This is a genomic window from Hwanghaeella sp. 1Z406 (assembly GCF_048892425.1).
Classification (GTDB): Bacteria; Pseudomonadota; Alphaproteobacteria; order UBA8366; family Aestuariispiraceae; genus Pacificispira.
Genome location: NZ_JBLZHU010000001.1, coordinates 298921 through 315043, shown reverse-complemented (window position 1 = coordinate 315043; position 16123 = coordinate 298921). Strand labels below are relative to the sequence as shown.

Genomic DNA, 16123 nt, shown 5'->3' with positions numbered 1-16123 from the left:
ATCCATCCGCATCACCGCCCAGAAGCACTGGCAATGTGCCTGGCATGACATACCGCATCCTTCCTATGCTTGCCGTCAGCATGATCGGCATCGGACTGGCCATCGCCGCCCCTGTGGGGGCATATTTTTGGTCCCGTGATCCTGGTCCGGCCCAGACGATGGAACGCCTGACAGCGGAACGTCTGTTGCCGGAAGATATCAACCGTCCGCACACGGTCAAAAGCCGGCTGAACAGTTTCGGACCCTCAGCGCGTACCCGCCTGAAAAAGGCGTTCCTTGCCGCGCCCCTGCCCTATCCACCGGCAGAAATCGTACTGTTGGGCCTGAAACATGAAAGATTGCTGGAATTATATGGCCGTGCGCCGGGGGATGAGCTGCGCTTTATCAAATCATACCCCTTTGCCGCCTGGACTGGCCGTTTGGGCCCGAAGCTGCGCGAAGGAGACCGTCAGATACCAGAAGGCGTTTATGGTATCGATTACCTGAACCCGAATTCTATCGCCTATGTCTCGTTGCGCATCGGCTACCCCAATGCGTTTGAACGCGCCCGCGGTCAGGAAGATGGACGCACTGAGTTAGGGGGTGATATCATGATCCATGGCAAGACCGGCGGATCTGAGGGCTGTATCGTCGTTGAGAATTCAGACATAGAAGAACTGTTCACCCTGGCCGCCGATACCGGCATTCATAACATTCGCGTCCTGCTGGCCCCAACAGATCTTCGGCGCAACCCTGCCCCGACCCATCCGGGAAACCCCTCCTGGACAGACCGTGTCTATGCCGATCTGATCCAGGAAATGGCAGAAATCCCTATGGGTAAGATACAGGTGGCCGGGGATTGATTAGCGCATACCCAGGGCGGACATATAGGTGTCCAGCAGGGCTTCTTCTTCCGCGCGATCATCCGGGTCCTTCTTGCGCAGACTGACGATCTTCCGGATGATCTTTACGTCAAAGCCATGACCCTTGGATTCTGCATAGACTTCCTTGATATCTTCAGCCAGGGCCTTCTTTTCTTCTTCCAAGCGCTCAATACGCTCAATGAACGACCGCAGGCGCGCGCCGGTGGCGGTTTGGGTCGCGTCTTCAGGACTGGTGTCATTGTCGGCGGTGGCGGCGATATCAGCCATGCGATCGGCTCCCTATTCATATCTTCGGGGTGAGGTGATGTTGGGGGGACTGTACCGGTGCGCCCCCGCTGCTTCAAGACGCAACAGCACTTTGATCAGGATCAAGGCACGCATTTTATGAACCGGCGATAACACGGCATGACACATGATCTGATCAGCCGCTATGGCGGCAACGCGCCGCGCTATACCAGCTATCCCACCGCCCCACATTTCAGTGCGGATATTGGGGAAACACCCTATCGCGCCCGCTTGGCCAGTCTGGCACCAGAGCCGATTTCGCTTTATGTCCATATCCCCTTTTGCGACACACTGTGCTGGTTTTGTGGGTGTCACACCAAAATCACGCGCCGGTATGAACCTGTCCTTGATTATGTTGATATTCTAATTCTGGAAATGGCTGAACTGGCACGCGCCGCCCCGCCCAATATGCAGATGAGCCACATGCATTGGGGCGGTGGATCGCCAACCCTGCTTACCGCCAACGATACGCTGCGCCTGGCCCGAGTCGCAAAAAATCTGTTTTCCCCCACCGAAGCATTTGAATTCGCGGTAGAGATTGATCCTAGAGAGACCGGCGAAGATCGGATCGCTGCCCTGGCAGAAGCGGGTCTGACCCGCGCCAGCATCGGTGTGCAGGATTTTGACTCCCAGGTGCAGCAGGCGATCAACCGAACCCAAAGTTTTGAAGAGACGGCCGCCGCCGCCCATAGCCTTCGAAACCATGGGGTTCAAAGCCTTAATCTGGATCTGATGTATGGCCTGCCCTATCAAACCCTAGAGCGAACCCTGCGCACCATTGAACAAGCCCTGACACTGGCACCAGATCGGGTCGCGCTGTTTGGCTATGCGCATGTCCCCTGGATGAAGAGCCATCAGCGGCTGATCCCCGAAGAGGCGCTGCCAGGCCCGCTAGAGCGCCGGGAGGCCGCCGATGCCGCTGCGGAACTGTTGATTTCTGCGGGATATCGCCAGATCGGGATTGACCATTTCGCCTTACCGGGAGACAGCCTGTCCCAGGCCAGCGATGCCGGCATGTTACGGCGAAACTTTCAGGGTTATACGACGGATCAGGCAACCACCCTGTTGCCGGTCGGGGCCAGTTCCATCGGTCGCCTGCCCGATATGTTCATTCAGAACGAACCGTCCCTGAAAAGCCATGCCCGGCGGGTGACAGAAGGGCATTTGCCAATCGCAAAAGGGGTTCTGCTGAGTATGGATGATCAATTACGCGCGGCGGTCATCGAGCGTCTGATGTGTGCCTTCTCCGTCGATCTTGCGGCAATCTGCACCCTGTTTGGCGCAGATATCGCGTGCCTTTCCGATGCCTTTCCCAGGCTGCGCGCAATGGAACAAGACGGGCTGCTGACCCATAACAGAAGCCAGATCACCGTGACCCCCGTTGGCAAGCCTTACATCCGCCAGATCGCCGCCTGCTTCGATACCTATTTCAGCCAAGGCACCGCGCGCCATTCCAGCACGGTCTGATATCGTCAGCCTCCAGGTGTTGGCAGCGTTGCCTTCACATTTTCTGGCTTGCCGACAACGACAAAGGTCAGTGCGTCCGGGTCCAGCAGATCTTTGGCCAGAGCATTCACATCCTCCAGGGTTACCGCCTCGATCAGGCCGTTCCGGGTTTCGAAATAGTCGATCGGAAATCCGAAATACTGCATGGATTCCAATTGCCCTGCAATGCGCGAAGAGTTTGTGAAGCGCAGTGGAAAGGATCCTGTGATATAGGTTTTCGCATCGGCAACCTTGTCGGCGTCCAGACCATTTTCCTTGAAGTCCGCGAAGACCTTCTTCACCAGATCAATTGTTTCCCCCACCCGCGCATTCTGGGTCCCAGCACCGCCACGCAACAGGGCGGCGTGATCCATGGACGCCATATAGCTGTACACAGAATAGGCAAGGCCTCGTTTGACACGGATTTCATCGGTCAGAACAGAGCTGAACGATCCACCCCCCAGCACATAATTCATCACCATGCCGGTATAATAGCGCGGATCATCAATCGACAGGCCGGGCTGAGCGAAGGCGATGGTGCTTTGGGGCACGTCCATATCAATCACAACCGTGCCACCTGGGGTCTTGCCATTAAAGGCCGGGACTTTGTCGGAGGCGCCGGTCTTAGGCAGTTTGCCAAAAATCTTATCCAGCATAGGGCCCAATTCTTCCGGCGTGATCGCGCCAACAACGCCAATTTTCAACTTATCGCGCGTCAAGGCATCGGCCATATAGGCCTTCATATCCGCCACCGTGATTTTAGGAACACTGGTCAATGTGCCTTCATCCGGGCGGCCATACGGGTGATCCTTGAATATCGTTTCCGCCATCGCCTTACCGGCAATCGCATCAGGGTCCGTTTGGGCCTGTTTCAACCCGATCAGAATTTGGGAACGAACGCGTTCCACCGGCTCTTCATCAAACCGGGGTTCTGTCAGGGCCAGAGAGAGAAGCTCAACAGCCTCATCCCGATATCGATTGAGGGTATAGAAACTGCCTGAAAAGGCGTCCTGTCCGGCATTGAAAGAGATGGTGATGGACTGATCCGACAATTTCCCCTGAAAGGTCTTGCTGTCATAGGGGCCAGCACCTTCATCAATCGTGCTGGCTGTCAGGCGTGCAGTGCCTTCTTTGCCGGGCTTATCATGACCTGCGCCGCCCCCTTTGAAAGAAAACTCGATCGCGGTGACAGGCACAGTCTCGTCCCGAACCAGCCAGGCCGTGATGCCCCCGGGGCTGACCACTTCCTCCACCTTTACTTCCGCAAAGGCTGGACGCAGGGCCAGCAATAGAATTAACGAAGCCAGAGTCACTAAGACGGCGACTTTTGCCATCACTGCGGTTTCGAGGGTCACAGTGGCGGTCGTTTGGGTGCCAGATTGTCTCATTGCGTGACCTCCGCATCTGATTTCGGTAACAGAATATCAACCACCTCGCCCGGTGCACCCAGCACGCGCCGTGCAACCTCATTGACTTGATCCACGGTCACCTGCCCGATTTTGTCTGGCCAGGTTTCCACATCGTCCAGGCTGTAGCCCACCGACAAGGCGCGACCAATGTTCATGGCCGGCCCGCTTAAGCTATCGCGGGCAGTCGCCGCCGAATCCTGAATACGGGTGATCGCACGGGTTACCTCATCCTGGGTAACCCCCTCTTTCAGAACCAGGTCGACTTGCGCGCGCAGGGCGGCTTCCGCTTTATCCAGGGGGACATCCTGGGCAGGGCTGACATACAGGCCCATCATACCGGGCCCCCGACCATCCCCGTCATACCAACTGCCAGCACTAATTGCGATGCCCTGATCGATGACAAGGGACCGATACAGACGGCTGGTGCTATTGCCGCCCAGGACCTGCCCCAGGACCTCCAGCGCATAAGCGTCGGCCTTATTATCCGCCTGAACCCAACTGGGGGCCTGTTTTCGGATCGACAGGCTGGGCTGGCGCACGCGGTCATCGCGATAGGTCACACGGCTGGACACCAGAAGCGGTGGCTCACGCAGGTCGGGCCGATCCGGCAGGGCTCGCGATGGAATGGCGCCATAATACTTTTTCGCCAGATCAAAGACCGCGTCGGCTTCAACATCGCCTGAAACGACCAGAATGGCATTGTTGGGTGTGTAATAGGCATTGTAGAAATCAACCGCATCCTGCACTTGCAATGCTTCGATTTCGTGCCGCCACCCAATGATTGGAACAGCATATGGATGATTGCGATAGAAGGCAGAGGCCGCCTGCTCCCGCAATATAGAGCCTGGATCATTGTCCGTGCGCATGCTTCGCTCTTCCAGAACCACCTGTTTCTCTGGAACGAATTGATCCTCTGCGATATTCAGATTCGCCATTCGATCCGATTCCAGCTTCATCACCATTTCCAATCGATCACTGGCGACAGATTGGAAATAGGCTGTGTAATCCTGACTGGTAAAGGCGTTGTCCTGGCCCCCATTGCGGGCCACGGTCGCAGAGAATTCTCCCGGAGCGACAGTATCGGTACCCTTGAACATCAGATGTTCCAGAAAATGGGCGATACCAGATTTTCCCGGCGGCTCATCCATTGCGCCAACCCGGTACCAGACCATATGGGTCACGACGGGCGCCCGGTGATTTTCCACCACAACGACCTGCATCCCATTATCCAGGACCATCTGTTTCGCATCATAAATTTCTGCCTGTGCGGACCATAAGGTCACACCCCATAACAGCATAGACGCAGTGATTGTCTTCCCAAGATTGGCTATAAAGGGGAGTCTCATTAAGCCTCCTAAACCGGTGCGACGCGGGCATCCGGAGTCATAAATAAAGGAACCCATCTGGGTCCCGGAACAGGATGTGGAGATAACATAGTGTCGACACTGCGCGTGTTCCACAGCCTGCGGTCATAAACCGGCACACTTTTCATAATTCGCAAAAATGTCGCAGAACACGATATCGAAAAGAGAAAAACTCAGAACGCCCTAGAACGGCCATTCGAAGAGTGATTTTTCACCTTCGCGGGTGATGATGGGCGTGTTTCCGTCGGTGACGGGTTGTCCAAGGGCTGAATTGCCTTGCAGACGGCGGGTTTCTTCCCCGGCGTCTACCACATCCCCGGCAGGTTCCTTGTCACGCCAGAAGACCAAGGTATCCACAAAGGATTCCTGTTCCGCGGTCAGGGCCGCCGTCTCCTGATCGACCACACGGCGTATGCTGGAATCCGCGTCCAGACCACCGGTGCGCGTCAACAGGGCGATTTCCCCCTGGCTGCTGCCGGCGCGGCGCATATCCGCTTCTGTCTCAAGGCGTCTCTGTACGGCGTCTTCACCAAACACGGCGCGCTGCGCTTCCAGCCCTGGCTTCAGGTCCTGGGTCCGCTGACCATTGGGATCTGGTGGACGCAAACCGAATTCCGGCGGCAGCGTTAAAGGTGCCCGGGTCACCACAGCAAATTCATCTGGAGTCTGACGATCCAGTCCCAGGATTTTGCCCGTTTCTCCACCACATGCTCCCAACGCAAAAAGCGAGGTCAGGATACATGCCGTGCCGACGTGACGCCGTATCTTATTAAGCCCAGCAACCATTCGTTTCCACCACTACTGCAATCACCCGTCGATTTTAACACATAAGACGTTGGATCGCATTATTTACCCTATCCTATTTAGGCTCTTTCGCTGTCCCAAACAAGCCATCGTATGCAATCAGAAAAGCCCCCACCACGATTGCGCAATCCGCTACATTGAAGGACGGCCAGTGATATCCCGCGACATGAAAGTCTAGAAAATCAACAACTGCCCCATATAACAGCCGGTCCAGCGCATTGCCAAAAGCCCCCCCGATGATCAGACCACAGGCAATGGCCATGATCCGCTTATCGGTTTTACGCAGCAGGAAATAGTATATCGCCACCGCAATCGCGATAGCCAATCCGGCCAGGATATAGGGCCCCAAACCACTGTCATTGGACAGCAGACCAAAGCTGACGCCCCGATTGTATACCAGCACCAGATTGAAAAAGGGCGTCACCTCGACAAACCGTACGCCCCCGTCGAAGACCGACAGAATCCAGGGCTTGGAGATCTGATCCAACCCAAAAATACATACTGCAAGAATTAGCCCAAGGCGCTGCATTATAGACCCGATACTTTCTAAAGGAGTTATTCCGCCGCCTGGGGCGAGGCTGAGACAGCATCCGCGCAACGTCCACAGATACCTGGTGTCTGGGGACGGCTGCCGACATCGGACAAAACCTTCCAGCAACGCTGACATTTCGCGCCATCGGCCAGCTTGAAAACAACCGCGATCCCTGGACAATCCGGCAAGGTGAACGCCCCTTCCGGCGGTGTTTCAAGGCTTAATGTGCCAGCAGACGTGATCAGAATATCGGCCAGATCCAGATCGGCAAAAGCCGCCTGATGCGCGGCATCGACATAGACCGTCGGGGCCGCATCCAGGTTGGAGCGGATGACTTTTTCCGTGCGTTTCTGTTCCAGGGCGGCCAACACAACACGTCGCACCCGACGCACTTTGCCCCACCGGGCAGCCTCAGCCTCGGGCAACAGCCAATCGTCGGACACTTGGGGCATTTGGCGCATATGTACGGACACATCCGGCCCATCGCCGTGCCGTGTCAGCCAGGCTTCCTCCGTCGTGAAGCACAGGATAGGGGCCAGCCACGCTGTCAGGCTGTTGAACAATGTATCCAGCACAGTCAATGCCGCCAGCCGGGTCGGGCTGTCCGGGGCATCACAATACAGAGAATCTTTTCGGATATCGAAGTAAAAGGCCGACAGGTCCACCGCACAGAATTCGTGAACTTCACGGAAGATCAGGGTGAAATCATAGGTTTCGATGCCCTTGCGGACGATTTTATCGATTTCCGCGACACGATGCAGGGCCCAACGCTCCAATTCCGGCATATCGGCGGGATCGACCCGCTTTTCCGGCTGGTAATAGGCCAGGCTGCCCAACAGCCAGCGCAGCGTATTGCGGAACCGCCGATAATAGTCGGTCAGCTGCTTAAGCATGCTCTCCCCGATGCGAAGGTCACCGGAATAATCTTCCGACACGACCCACAGACGCAGGATCTCCGCACCATATTTATCGTTTACAGTGGCCGGAACGACGACATTTCCCAGGGATTTGGACATTTTGCGACCGTCTTCCGCCATCACAAAACCATGGGTCAGGACGGCGTCATAGGGTGCGCGCCCCCGCGTGCCACAGCTTTCCAGCAGGCTGGAATGGAACCAGCCGCGATGCTGATCCGACCCTTCCAGATACAGGGATGCCGGCCATTGCTGGTCTTCGCGCCCTTCCAGCACAAAGGCATGGGTGGAGCCGGAGTCGAACCAGACATCGACGACGTCGCGGACCTGCTCATACTCTTCAACATTATACTCATTGCCCAGGAATCGGGACGGATCGCTGGAGAACCAGGCATCGGCCCCTTCCTCCCGGAATGCGGCAACGACACGATCCACGACCGCCTGATCCCGCAAGGGCTCCCCGGTTTCCTTGTTCACGAAGACAGGAATAGGCACACCCCAGGCCCGCTGACGGCTGATGCACCAATCCGGGCGTTCCTTGATCATGGAATGCAGCCGGGTTTTGCCCTGTTTCGGATAGAAATCCGTGTCGTCAATGGCCTGCAGCGCCACATCGCGCAAACCATGGCTTTCCATGGAAATGAACCACTGGGCCGTATTGCGGAAGATCAAGGGTGCCTTGGAGCGCCAGCTATGGGGATAGCTGTGACGCAGGCTGCCCTTGGCCAGCAAGCGTCCGACAATGGCCAGTTCCCGCATGACGGATGGATTGGCATCGCCTTCCTTGCCTTCCTGCGTGATCACGACCTTACCCGCCATCAGCGGCACGAAGTCATAGAAGCTGCCATCCTCGCCAACGGTTTGCGGGATTTCGATATTGTTCTTTTTGCCCAACTGCCAGTCATCGGCGCCGTGGCCCGGCGCGATATGGACAAAACCCGTCCCGGTATCGTCGGTTACGAAATCTGCCAGCAGGACCGGCACGTCAAACCCATAGCCATCCCCCGCTTCCGAATGATCAAACCAGGGGTGACGACAGACAGACCCTGCCACATCCGCCCCTTTCAGGGTGGATAGGATCGTGTGTTCCGTGATCTTGGCCTGTGTGCAGACCGCTTCAATCAGGGATTTGGCGATGACCAGCTTCTCCCCGACAACAGCGCCTTTAGCGCCCTCATCCACCGCATCGACCTGCATCACGACATAGTCGAAATCCTCGTGACAGGCGACCGCGCGATTGCCCGGTATCGTCCAAGGGGTCGTGGTCCAGATCACCACAGACGCCCCCGCCAAAGCAGGGGACTTTGCGGTGCTGACCGGGAACTTCACCCAGATCGTGGTGGATTTATGTTCCATATATTCGGCTTCGGCCTCAGCCAGCGCAGTTTTCTCAACTGCCGACCACCAAACAGGACGCGCGCCCTTATACAGGCTGCCCTGCATCAGAAACTTGCCGATTTCAGCCGCGATCTGCGCTTCGGCGCCATAGGCCATGGTGGTATAGGGATTATCCCAATCCCCCTGCACGCCCAGGCGTTTGAACTGAGTGCGTTGCTTGTCGATCCATTCATCGGCAAAGACGCGGCATTCCTGGCGGAATTCGACGATGGGCACATCGTCCTTGTCCAGACCCGCCGCGCGATAGCGTTCCTCGATCTTCCATTCGATGGGCAGGCCGTGGCAGTCCCAGCCTGGCACGTAGGGGGCGTCATAACCCGTCATCTGGCGAGACCGAACGATGATGTCCTTCAGGATCTTATTCAGGGCATGGCCGATATGCAGGTCCCCATTCGCATAAGGAGGACCATCATGCAGGATGAATTTCTCACGGCCCTTGCTATCGGCGCGCAGACGGTCCCACAGCTTGGTCTGGGCCCAGCGATCCAGAATTTTCGGCTCAAGATCCGGCAGCCCCGCCCGCATCGGAAATTCTGTCTGGGGCAGATTGATGGTATCTTTGTAATCGACGCTCTGTGGCGTTTCAGCGCTCATCGTTTTCAGACTCTCTGTCTTAAATCTATAGAAGGTGGACTGGGTTCAAAGGGGTCGACCGAACCAAGTGGTGGCCGCAGCAACAGCAAACCTATCCCGACGCCCGCGAGCCCCGCCCCGCGAGGGCCGGGCCGATAATTCGAGTCCCAAAAGCGCCAAAGCGCGAAAGGCTGGTGAAGCGGTGTTTCATAGCGGCGCGACTGTATGGGCTAGCCTGCCTGAAATCAAGCATCTGAATGCCGCATTGATCGCTTTGTGCCTGTTTTAGGATCGGATCATTGTTAAGCAGTCCTTAATCTATTCCTGCTATCAAAAGATCATGCGCCCCGATCTGACAAATGCCTGGAAGGAAGTCCTGCGGATGGCTCAGTTAGAATCAATATCGCTGGAAAACCTGCGGGACCGTCGGGGGGAAACGCGCCTTACAGTCGTTCTTCCGGTATTGGAGCTGGATGGACATCAATACCGGTTGATGGATTTCAGCGACCATGGCTTTCGGGCAATCGTCCCAATGGAATACCGTGTCATGGGCAGGACAGGGCGCGCTATATTACACCTGCACGCGGCCGGCTATAGCGTCCATAAGCATGTCGACTTTACAGTCGTACATGTCACACGCTCTGAAGTCGGCGTCACATATCAGACCGTTGAAACAATATCAGAAAACAGCGCCAGCTTATTTTAAAGCGACATGGAACAGGCAATCCCCCCGAATGACCCGCGCGGGCACGCGGTGCGCCAAGGCAATGCTTGGCTGATCGAAATGAACATCCAACGGAGCCTTACCCGGCGTCTCGGGAAAATGAATGCGCGCGACCACTTGACCTGCTGCGATCTCTCCGCCTGCCAGAACCAGCGGTTCGTAAAGGCCGGGCTCTTGTGCGAAAATGTAGTCTTCCCTTTGAAAATCACGGTATGTTGGGGACAGAACATCCCCGACAATCTGGCCGGTGTAAGATCCAACTGCGGCCAATGCCCGCAAGATGCCGGTTTGCGCGCCCTGTCGGATAGCGGGATCGACCGTTCCACCCCCGCCCAATTCCAGGGTGAAGCCCGCCGCCCCGGCCCGCCAGGATGCAGAGGACGAATACCACCCTTCAGCTTCCGGTCCATGACGCAGCACGAATGGCAACCCCAATGCCTCCAGAACCTTCAGACGCATGGAATTTCGGGCGTTTCCTTCAACCCAGGATGTCATTGCGAAGGGCACACAATACAAAGAGGATCCGCCTGAATGCAGGTCAATCACCATATCCGTACCGACGATCAGATGGTGTTCGATATAGAACGCAATCATTTCTGTCGGTGCCCCCACCGCCCGACCGGGAAAGCTGCGGTTCAGATTGCCACTGTCCAGGGGCGATGTTCTAAGTCCAGCCTCCGCAGCCGAGAAGTTCGCCATTGGCAAAAGTGTCAGGCGACCACATATATCTGTTGGGTCCAATGTACGGATCAAATCCGACAGGATGACCTGGCCTTCGTATTCGTCCCCGTGATTACCCGACATCAGCAAGACAGTCGGCCCAGGCTTTGGCCCGACGAAAGATACAATGGGCACAGGAATATGCCCATACGCTGATCGATGGACTGAATGAGGCACTCTGAGAAATCCCAGATTACGTCCTGGGATGGTCAAATCAACGGTGCACTGAACCGGGGAAAGGGTCATAAACTTGAATCCATCACGTTTTTATAAAGATCTCAGACAGATAGAGTAGACGTCCCAATTCTACGATTGGCAAGAGGCGCCAATCACATTGGGCAATCGTGACAGACAAAATTGTAACTTTACGGTCGGCATGGGCCGAAGCGAATAAAAATGGCATCGGATCGGTTAATGACATCAACACAAGCGCACTTATCTGATGCAGATCCAAGAATTCTGGATTTCCTGAATGCTTGGCGTGCGGCACGACGGGGAAATGAAATCGTTCCCTTGAAGAAGAACTTCGACCCTATGAGGGTCCCAACACTTTTGCAATTTATGTGGCTGTATCGCTTTGATCCCTCCAATGGCAATTATTTGTGTCGCTTGGCGGGAGAAGAAGTCAATGCGGCCTGGGGTTACAGCATTAAGGGCAAGAGCCTGGCGCAGATCGTTGGCCCCGTGGACTATCCAACGGTTCTTAAGCGCTGGCACATGATCACCAACACACCCCTTGTTCAGTATGGCACCGCCAGGGAAAGACTGACGGAACAAACCACGCAACAAGCAGAGCGGATGCTGGTTCCTCTGAAAGACACGTCCGGGGCAACGTCCTATGTATTAGGCGTCAGCCTGTATCGGTATGTGAATTTCGAACCCGTTCACATCCCGCCGTTATCAGGGAATATTGTAAGGATCGCCTGCGCGGATATCGGATAGCGCTGCTCTAACCCGCCGCCCGAACAGGTTCACCCTCCCGCTGTTTGGTTTCCCAATCCGGTGCAATCCAAACCGGCGCGTTTGACGCAGGCAATGGGTCGCGCCCCCGAAGCAAATCCGCTGCCTTTTCTCCCACCATAATGGTTGGTGCATTCAAATTTCCATTGGGAATTGTTGGAAAGATCGAGCTATCCACGATGCGCAGGGCTTCAATACCGATCACGCGACAATCCGTATCGATAACAGCGGTAGGATCGTCTTTCGCGCCCATTTTACACGTGCAGGACGGATGATACGCGCTTTCAGCATTTTCCCTGATCCAGGCATCGATCTCCTTATCCCCGGCGATCGCTTCGCCTGGTTGGATTTCTGACCCCCGGAAATCATCCATTGCTGGTTGCGCCATAATCTCCCTGGTTAATCGAATGCAGGCGCGGAACGCCTCAATATCTTCCTGTTCTGTCATATAGTTATACAGGATCTCCGGCTTTGCGGCCGGGTCCGGGGATGTGATGTGAATATGTCCCCGGCTCTTGGGCTTGTTTGGCCCGACATGAACCTGAAAACCATGCCCGTCAAAGGAGGCTTTGCCGTCATAACGCATTGCGGCTGGCAGGAAATGATATTGCAGATCCGGTGACTTCAGCCCTGGTTTTGATCGGATAAAGGCACAGGATTCAAAATGATTGGTCGCCCCCAGCCCGGATTTGAAAAAGAACCAGCGCGCCCCGATCATGAACTTGCTGAACGGATCCAGTTTTCCATTCAGTGTGATGGGCTTTTTACTGCGGAACTGGAAATAGACTTCCAGATGATCCTGCAAATTACCCCCGACGCCCGGCAGGTCATGCACGACATCCACGCCAGCCTTCTTCAGAACATCGGCGGGGCCGATCCCTGACAGTTGAAGTATTTGTGGCGACCCGACCGACCCGGCGCTTAGGATGACTTCCCGATTGGCCCGCGCCTCTGTCACCTTGCCATTGACCTGATAGCGGATGCCAACGGCCTTCTTACCCTCCAGCAGGATTTTTTCTGTCAGGGCTTTCGTTACAACGGTCAGATTTGGGCGGCCCATGGCAGGTTTCAAATAGGCATTGGCTGTCGACCAGCGAACGCCATCCTTCACTGTCATATGCATCCGGCCAAAGCCTTCTTGCCGATAGCCGTTATAGTCTTCCGTCTTGCCATAGCCAGCCTGCTCCCCCGCCTCAATCCAGGCGCGATAGAGCGGGTTTTTCATATTATTTCCATTGCAGGTCGATAAAGGGCCATCCGTGCCGCGATAGGCATCCTGCGGGCGATCGTCCGGGTCCGACCATGTTTCCGCCCGCTGAAAATAGGGCAGGCAGTGGCGATAGGCCCAGCCTTTAGCGCCCTGCTCTTCCCATTCATCAAAATCACAGGCATGCCCGCGCACATAGACCAGACCATTGATGGAAGAAGAGCCCCCCAGCACCTTTCCACGAGGCGTGTGCATCAGACGATTATTCAGTCCTGGTTCAGGTTGGCTTTCAAAGAACCAGTTGAACTTTTTCATATTCATTGGGATCGACAGTGCCGTTGGCATCTGAATAAAGATCGAAGAATCACTGCCGCCTGCTTCGATCAGCAGGACCCGCACATCAGACTCCTCAGTCAGGCGCGCCGCCAGCACACATCCGGCCGACCCGGCCCCCACAATGATGAAGTCATACGTCTGATTTTCCGGCATGTCCGTTCCCCTTTGTCACACCCTACGGGTTTGGGTCATCGCAACCCGATCGTCAAGGATGGCGAAAGGTGCGCACACAGAAAAAGTTAATCGGTGTTTTACATTTCGGAAAATCCGCTAGAGCATATCAGTCAGACCACGTTGGGGAGAAGTGTTCATGCGATTTGCCATATCTGTATCTATTCAATTCAACACCCTGGGCCTTGCCTTGGGATCTCTGTGATTGGGGATACTGTTATGACTGATGCTGTTCGCCGCCCCTCCCTCAGGGCCTGGGCTGCCTTTGCACTGGGATGCCTTTGTTTCGGCTATGCCTTCACACAACGTGTTGCCCCCAGCGTCATGACCGAAGACCTGATGCGCGCTTTCGCCGTTGGTGGCGGAGCACTGGGATCGCTGAGCGCATTCTATTTTTATGCCTATGCAGGCATGCAGATGCCGGTTGGTGTTCTGATGGATCGTTTTGGCCCCAGAAAATTGCTCAGCGGGGCCATGACGCTGTGTTTGATCGGCAGCCTTATCTTTGCCCTGGCCCACAGCCTGGGCATAGCCTCAATCGGGCGCGCAATTATCGGCGCTTCGGTTGCCTGTGGGTATGTCGGTACGATGAGCATTGCAGCCGCCTGGTTTCCGGCCCGCCGCTTCAGCATGCTGATTGGCATATTGCAAAGCGTTGGCATGACCGGGGCGATGGTCGGGCAAGCACCACTCAGCTTCTTCGTCTCGTCTTATGGATGGCGGGAAACGATCATCAGCCTTGGGGTGATCGGCGCTATCCTGGCGGTTCTGATCTTTTTTGTGGTCGCTGAGATTCCCAGATCCAAACCCCAACCTGTTACCGGAAAGCCTGCCACAGGAGGGGGGGCATTTCAGGATGTCCTGTCCCGCCGCGACAGTTGGGCCTGCGCGATATTGGGATTCACGTTGGCCGCGCCCATGCTGTCCTTTGCAGGCCTTTGGGCGGTTCCATGGCTGGTTCAAACACAAGGATTTACAAAGGCCGATGCCGCTGCCTGTACATCCCTGATTTTCCTGGGATGGGCCTGTGTGGGGCCCGCCCTTGGCATCATGACAGAGAAAATCGGACGCCGGAAACCCATCCTGTATGCCGGGTTCATTATGGGCGCACTGTCATTGGCAATCATGATTTATGTCCCAAATCTGTCGCCTACCGTGTTGGGGGTTCTATTCTTCCTTAACGGCGTTAGCGGCTGCACGATGATCTTATCTTTCACCTGTGTGCGCGAAACAAACCGACCCAGCCGAATGGGGGCCGGGCTTGGCTTTGTGAATATGGCTGTTGTGGGATCAGGCGCGCTGTTCCAACCGCTGCTTGGATTCATCCTGGATTTGCGATGGACCGGCCTGGAAGAAAATGGGGCCCGCATCTATGAAAATGCGGCCTATGTCACCGCTTTCTCAATGCTGATCCTGGCTTATGCCATTGGTTTTATTGCCTGCATCCTATTGCGAGAGACGCATTGCAAACAGCTTGTCCAAGAATAACCGGGATCGTTTAGAGCCTAAGACGCGACAGAGAAGCTCTCGCCACAGCCGCAGCGCGCGGTTTCGTTTGGATTACGGAAGGTAAACCCAGACTGAAGCTTGGATTCCTCGTAATCAATTTCCGCCCCGATCAGAAACATCGTTGCCGCCGGATCGATCAGCACCTTGGCACCATCGACATCGACTTCTTCCTCAAACTGTTTCTTATCCTTGGCATATTCGACAACGTAAGACAGGCCGGAGCAGCCCTTGGAGGATACACCAATCCGCAGGCCGATCACGCCGTCACCACCCTTTTCCATCAAACTGCGCACCCGTTCAGCGGCAGTATCGGTCAGGGTCACTATGGCTTTTCCAGTCCCAAACATATCAGTTCCTCGCATTCCTATAACGCACTGTACACTATATCATAACGCTGTCAGAAGAAATCCAGTGCCATTTTGGCATCTTCCGACATCATTTCCGGGCGCCAGGGTGGCGTCCAGGTCAGGGTAACACACACCACCCCGATACCTTCAACCGCCGCGACGGCATCGGCAACCTGTTGCGGCATCTCGCCCGCCACGGGACAAGCCGGGGCGGTCAGGGTCATGGTGATGTCGCAATCCCCTTTTTCATCCACCTCACAGGCATAGATCAGGCCCAGATCATAGATATTCACCGGGATTTCCGGATCATGGACCGTGCGCAAGGCCGCTTCTACCGCATCCGGGCTGGCAACAGCGGTGCCCTCTGGCAGAATATCACCTGACAGGGCCTGCATGCCCTCTTCAGCCTGTTTCTCGCCAAAGCCGCCCAGATAGGGATGCGCAAAATCCGCCCCCGTCTGTGGGGCCGGGGCGACTTCCAGCCGGTCTCGTTCGTTGGTACGGTCGTCCATATCGATCTTC

General features: G+C 55.8%; 15 protein-coding genes. 5 read left to right on the top strand and 10 right to left on the bottom strand.

Annotation, left to right across the window (positions count from 1 at the left end):
- Positions 1 to 44 precede the first annotated feature (44 nt).
- Positions 45 to 842 (top strand): L,D-transpeptidase family protein, encoded by a 798-nt coding sequence (locus tag ACOSDR_RS01490; protein ID WP_420730194.1) that lies wholly within the window; start codon positions 45 to 47, stop codon positions 840 to 842.
- Here the strand turns inward: ACOSDR_RS01490 and ACOSDR_RS01485 are convergent, their stop codons facing one another.
- Positions 843 to 1130, bottom strand: a complete 288-nt coding sequence (locus ACOSDR_RS01485) for a DUF2312 domain-containing protein (RefSeq protein WP_420723054.1) — start codon at positions 1128 to 1130, stop codon at positions 843 to 845.
- Positions 1131 to 1268: 138 nt separating this feature from the next.
- Between ACOSDR_RS01485 and hemN the strand changes: the two genes are divergently transcribed.
- Entirely contained in the window at positions 1269 to 2615 is a 1347-nt protein-coding gene (gene hemN, locus ACOSDR_RS01480) for an oxygen-independent coproporphyrinogen III oxidase (protein WP_420730193.1), read from the top strand.
- Positions 2616 to 2620: 5 nt separating this feature from the next.
- On the opposite strand, the gene ACOSDR_RS01475 is transcribed toward hemN, so the two are convergent.
- The 5 genes from ACOSDR_RS01475 to ileS all read right to left on the bottom strand — a co-directional run bounded on the left by ACOSDR_RS01475 (position 2621) and on the right by ileS (position 9648).
- Complete coding sequence (locus ACOSDR_RS01475) at positions 2621 to 4021, bottom strand: M16 family metallopeptidase (protein WP_420730191.1); 1401 nt, start codon at positions 4019 to 4021, stop codon at positions 2621 to 2623.
- Positions 4018 to 5388: a M16 family metallopeptidase gene (locus ACOSDR_RS01470; protein WP_420730190.1), complete on the bottom strand. Its 1371-nt coding sequence runs from the start codon at positions 5386 to 5388 to the stop codon at positions 4018 to 4020. The genes ACOSDR_RS01475 and ACOSDR_RS01470 overlap by 4 nt, the downstream gene beginning before the upstream one ends.
- 201 nt (positions 5389 to 5589) lie before the next feature.
- A complete protein-coding gene (locus tag ACOSDR_RS01465) occupies positions 5590 to 6192 on the bottom strand; it encodes a DUF3035 domain-containing protein (RefSeq protein ID WP_420723050.1) in 603 nt (200 codons plus the stop codon).
- Positions 6193 to 6265: 73 nt separating this feature from the next.
- Positions 6266 to 6739 (bottom strand): signal peptidase II, encoded by a 474-nt coding sequence (gene lspA, locus ACOSDR_RS01460; protein ID WP_420723049.1) that lies wholly within the window; start codon positions 6737 to 6739, stop codon positions 6266 to 6268.
- A gap of 26 nt (positions 6740 to 6765) precedes the next feature.
- Positions 6766 to 9648: an isoleucine--tRNA ligase gene (gene ileS, locus ACOSDR_RS01455; RefSeq protein WP_420730188.1), complete on the bottom strand. Its 2883-nt coding sequence runs from the start codon at positions 9646 to 9648 to the stop codon at positions 6766 to 6768.
- Between the two features lie 361 nt (positions 9649 to 10009).
- On the opposite strand from ileS, the gene ACOSDR_RS01450 reads away from it, so the two are divergent.
- Positions 10010 to 10333, top strand: a complete 324-nt coding sequence (locus tag ACOSDR_RS01450) for a hypothetical protein (protein WP_420730187.1) — start codon at positions 10010 to 10012, stop codon at positions 10331 to 10333.
- Here the strand turns inward: ACOSDR_RS01450 and ACOSDR_RS01445 are convergent.
- Positions 10325 to 11317, bottom strand: a complete 993-nt coding sequence (locus ACOSDR_RS01445) for a deacylase (protein WP_420730186.1) — start codon at positions 11315 to 11317, stop codon at positions 10325 to 10327. The two genes, ACOSDR_RS01450 and ACOSDR_RS01445, sit on opposite strands and share 9 nt — an antisense overlap.
- Positions 11318 to 11485: 168 nt before the next feature.
- On the opposite strand from ACOSDR_RS01445, the gene ACOSDR_RS01440 reads away from it, so the two are divergent.
- Complete coding sequence (locus ACOSDR_RS01440) at positions 11486 to 12013, top strand: PAS domain-containing protein (RefSeq protein WP_420730184.1); 528 nt, start codon at positions 11486 to 11488, stop codon at positions 12011 to 12013.
- Between the two features lie 7 nt (positions 12014 to 12020).
- Here ACOSDR_RS01440 and betA read toward each other — a convergent pair whose 3' ends face one another.
- Positions 12021 to 13727: a choline dehydrogenase gene (gene betA / locus ACOSDR_RS01435; RefSeq protein WP_420730183.1), complete on the bottom strand. Its 1707-nt coding sequence runs from the start codon at positions 13725 to 13727 to the stop codon at positions 12021 to 12023.
- Positions 13728 to 13964: 237 nt separating this feature from the next.
- On the opposite strand from betA, the gene ACOSDR_RS01430 reads away from it, so the two are divergent.
- Entirely contained in the window at positions 13965 to 15233 is a 1269-nt protein-coding gene (locus ACOSDR_RS01430; RefSeq protein WP_420723043.1) for an MFS transporter, read from the top strand.
- Positions 15234 to 15250: 17 nt separating this feature from the next.
- On the opposite strand, the gene ACOSDR_RS01425 is transcribed toward ACOSDR_RS01430, so the two are convergent.
- Both ACOSDR_RS01425 and ACOSDR_RS01420 read right to left on the bottom strand, forming a co-directional pair.
- Entirely contained in the window at positions 15251 to 15601 is a 351-nt protein-coding gene (locus ACOSDR_RS01425) for a HesB/IscA family protein (protein WP_420723042.1), read from the bottom strand.
- A 50-nt stretch (positions 15602 to 15651) separates the two neighbouring features.
- On the bottom strand, positions 15652 to 16113 hold the full coding sequence (locus ACOSDR_RS01420) for a DUF59 domain-containing protein (protein WP_420723041.1): 462 nt from the start codon (positions 16111 to 16113) through the stop codon (positions 15652 to 15654).
- Positions 16114 to 16123: the final 10 nt, after the last annotated feature.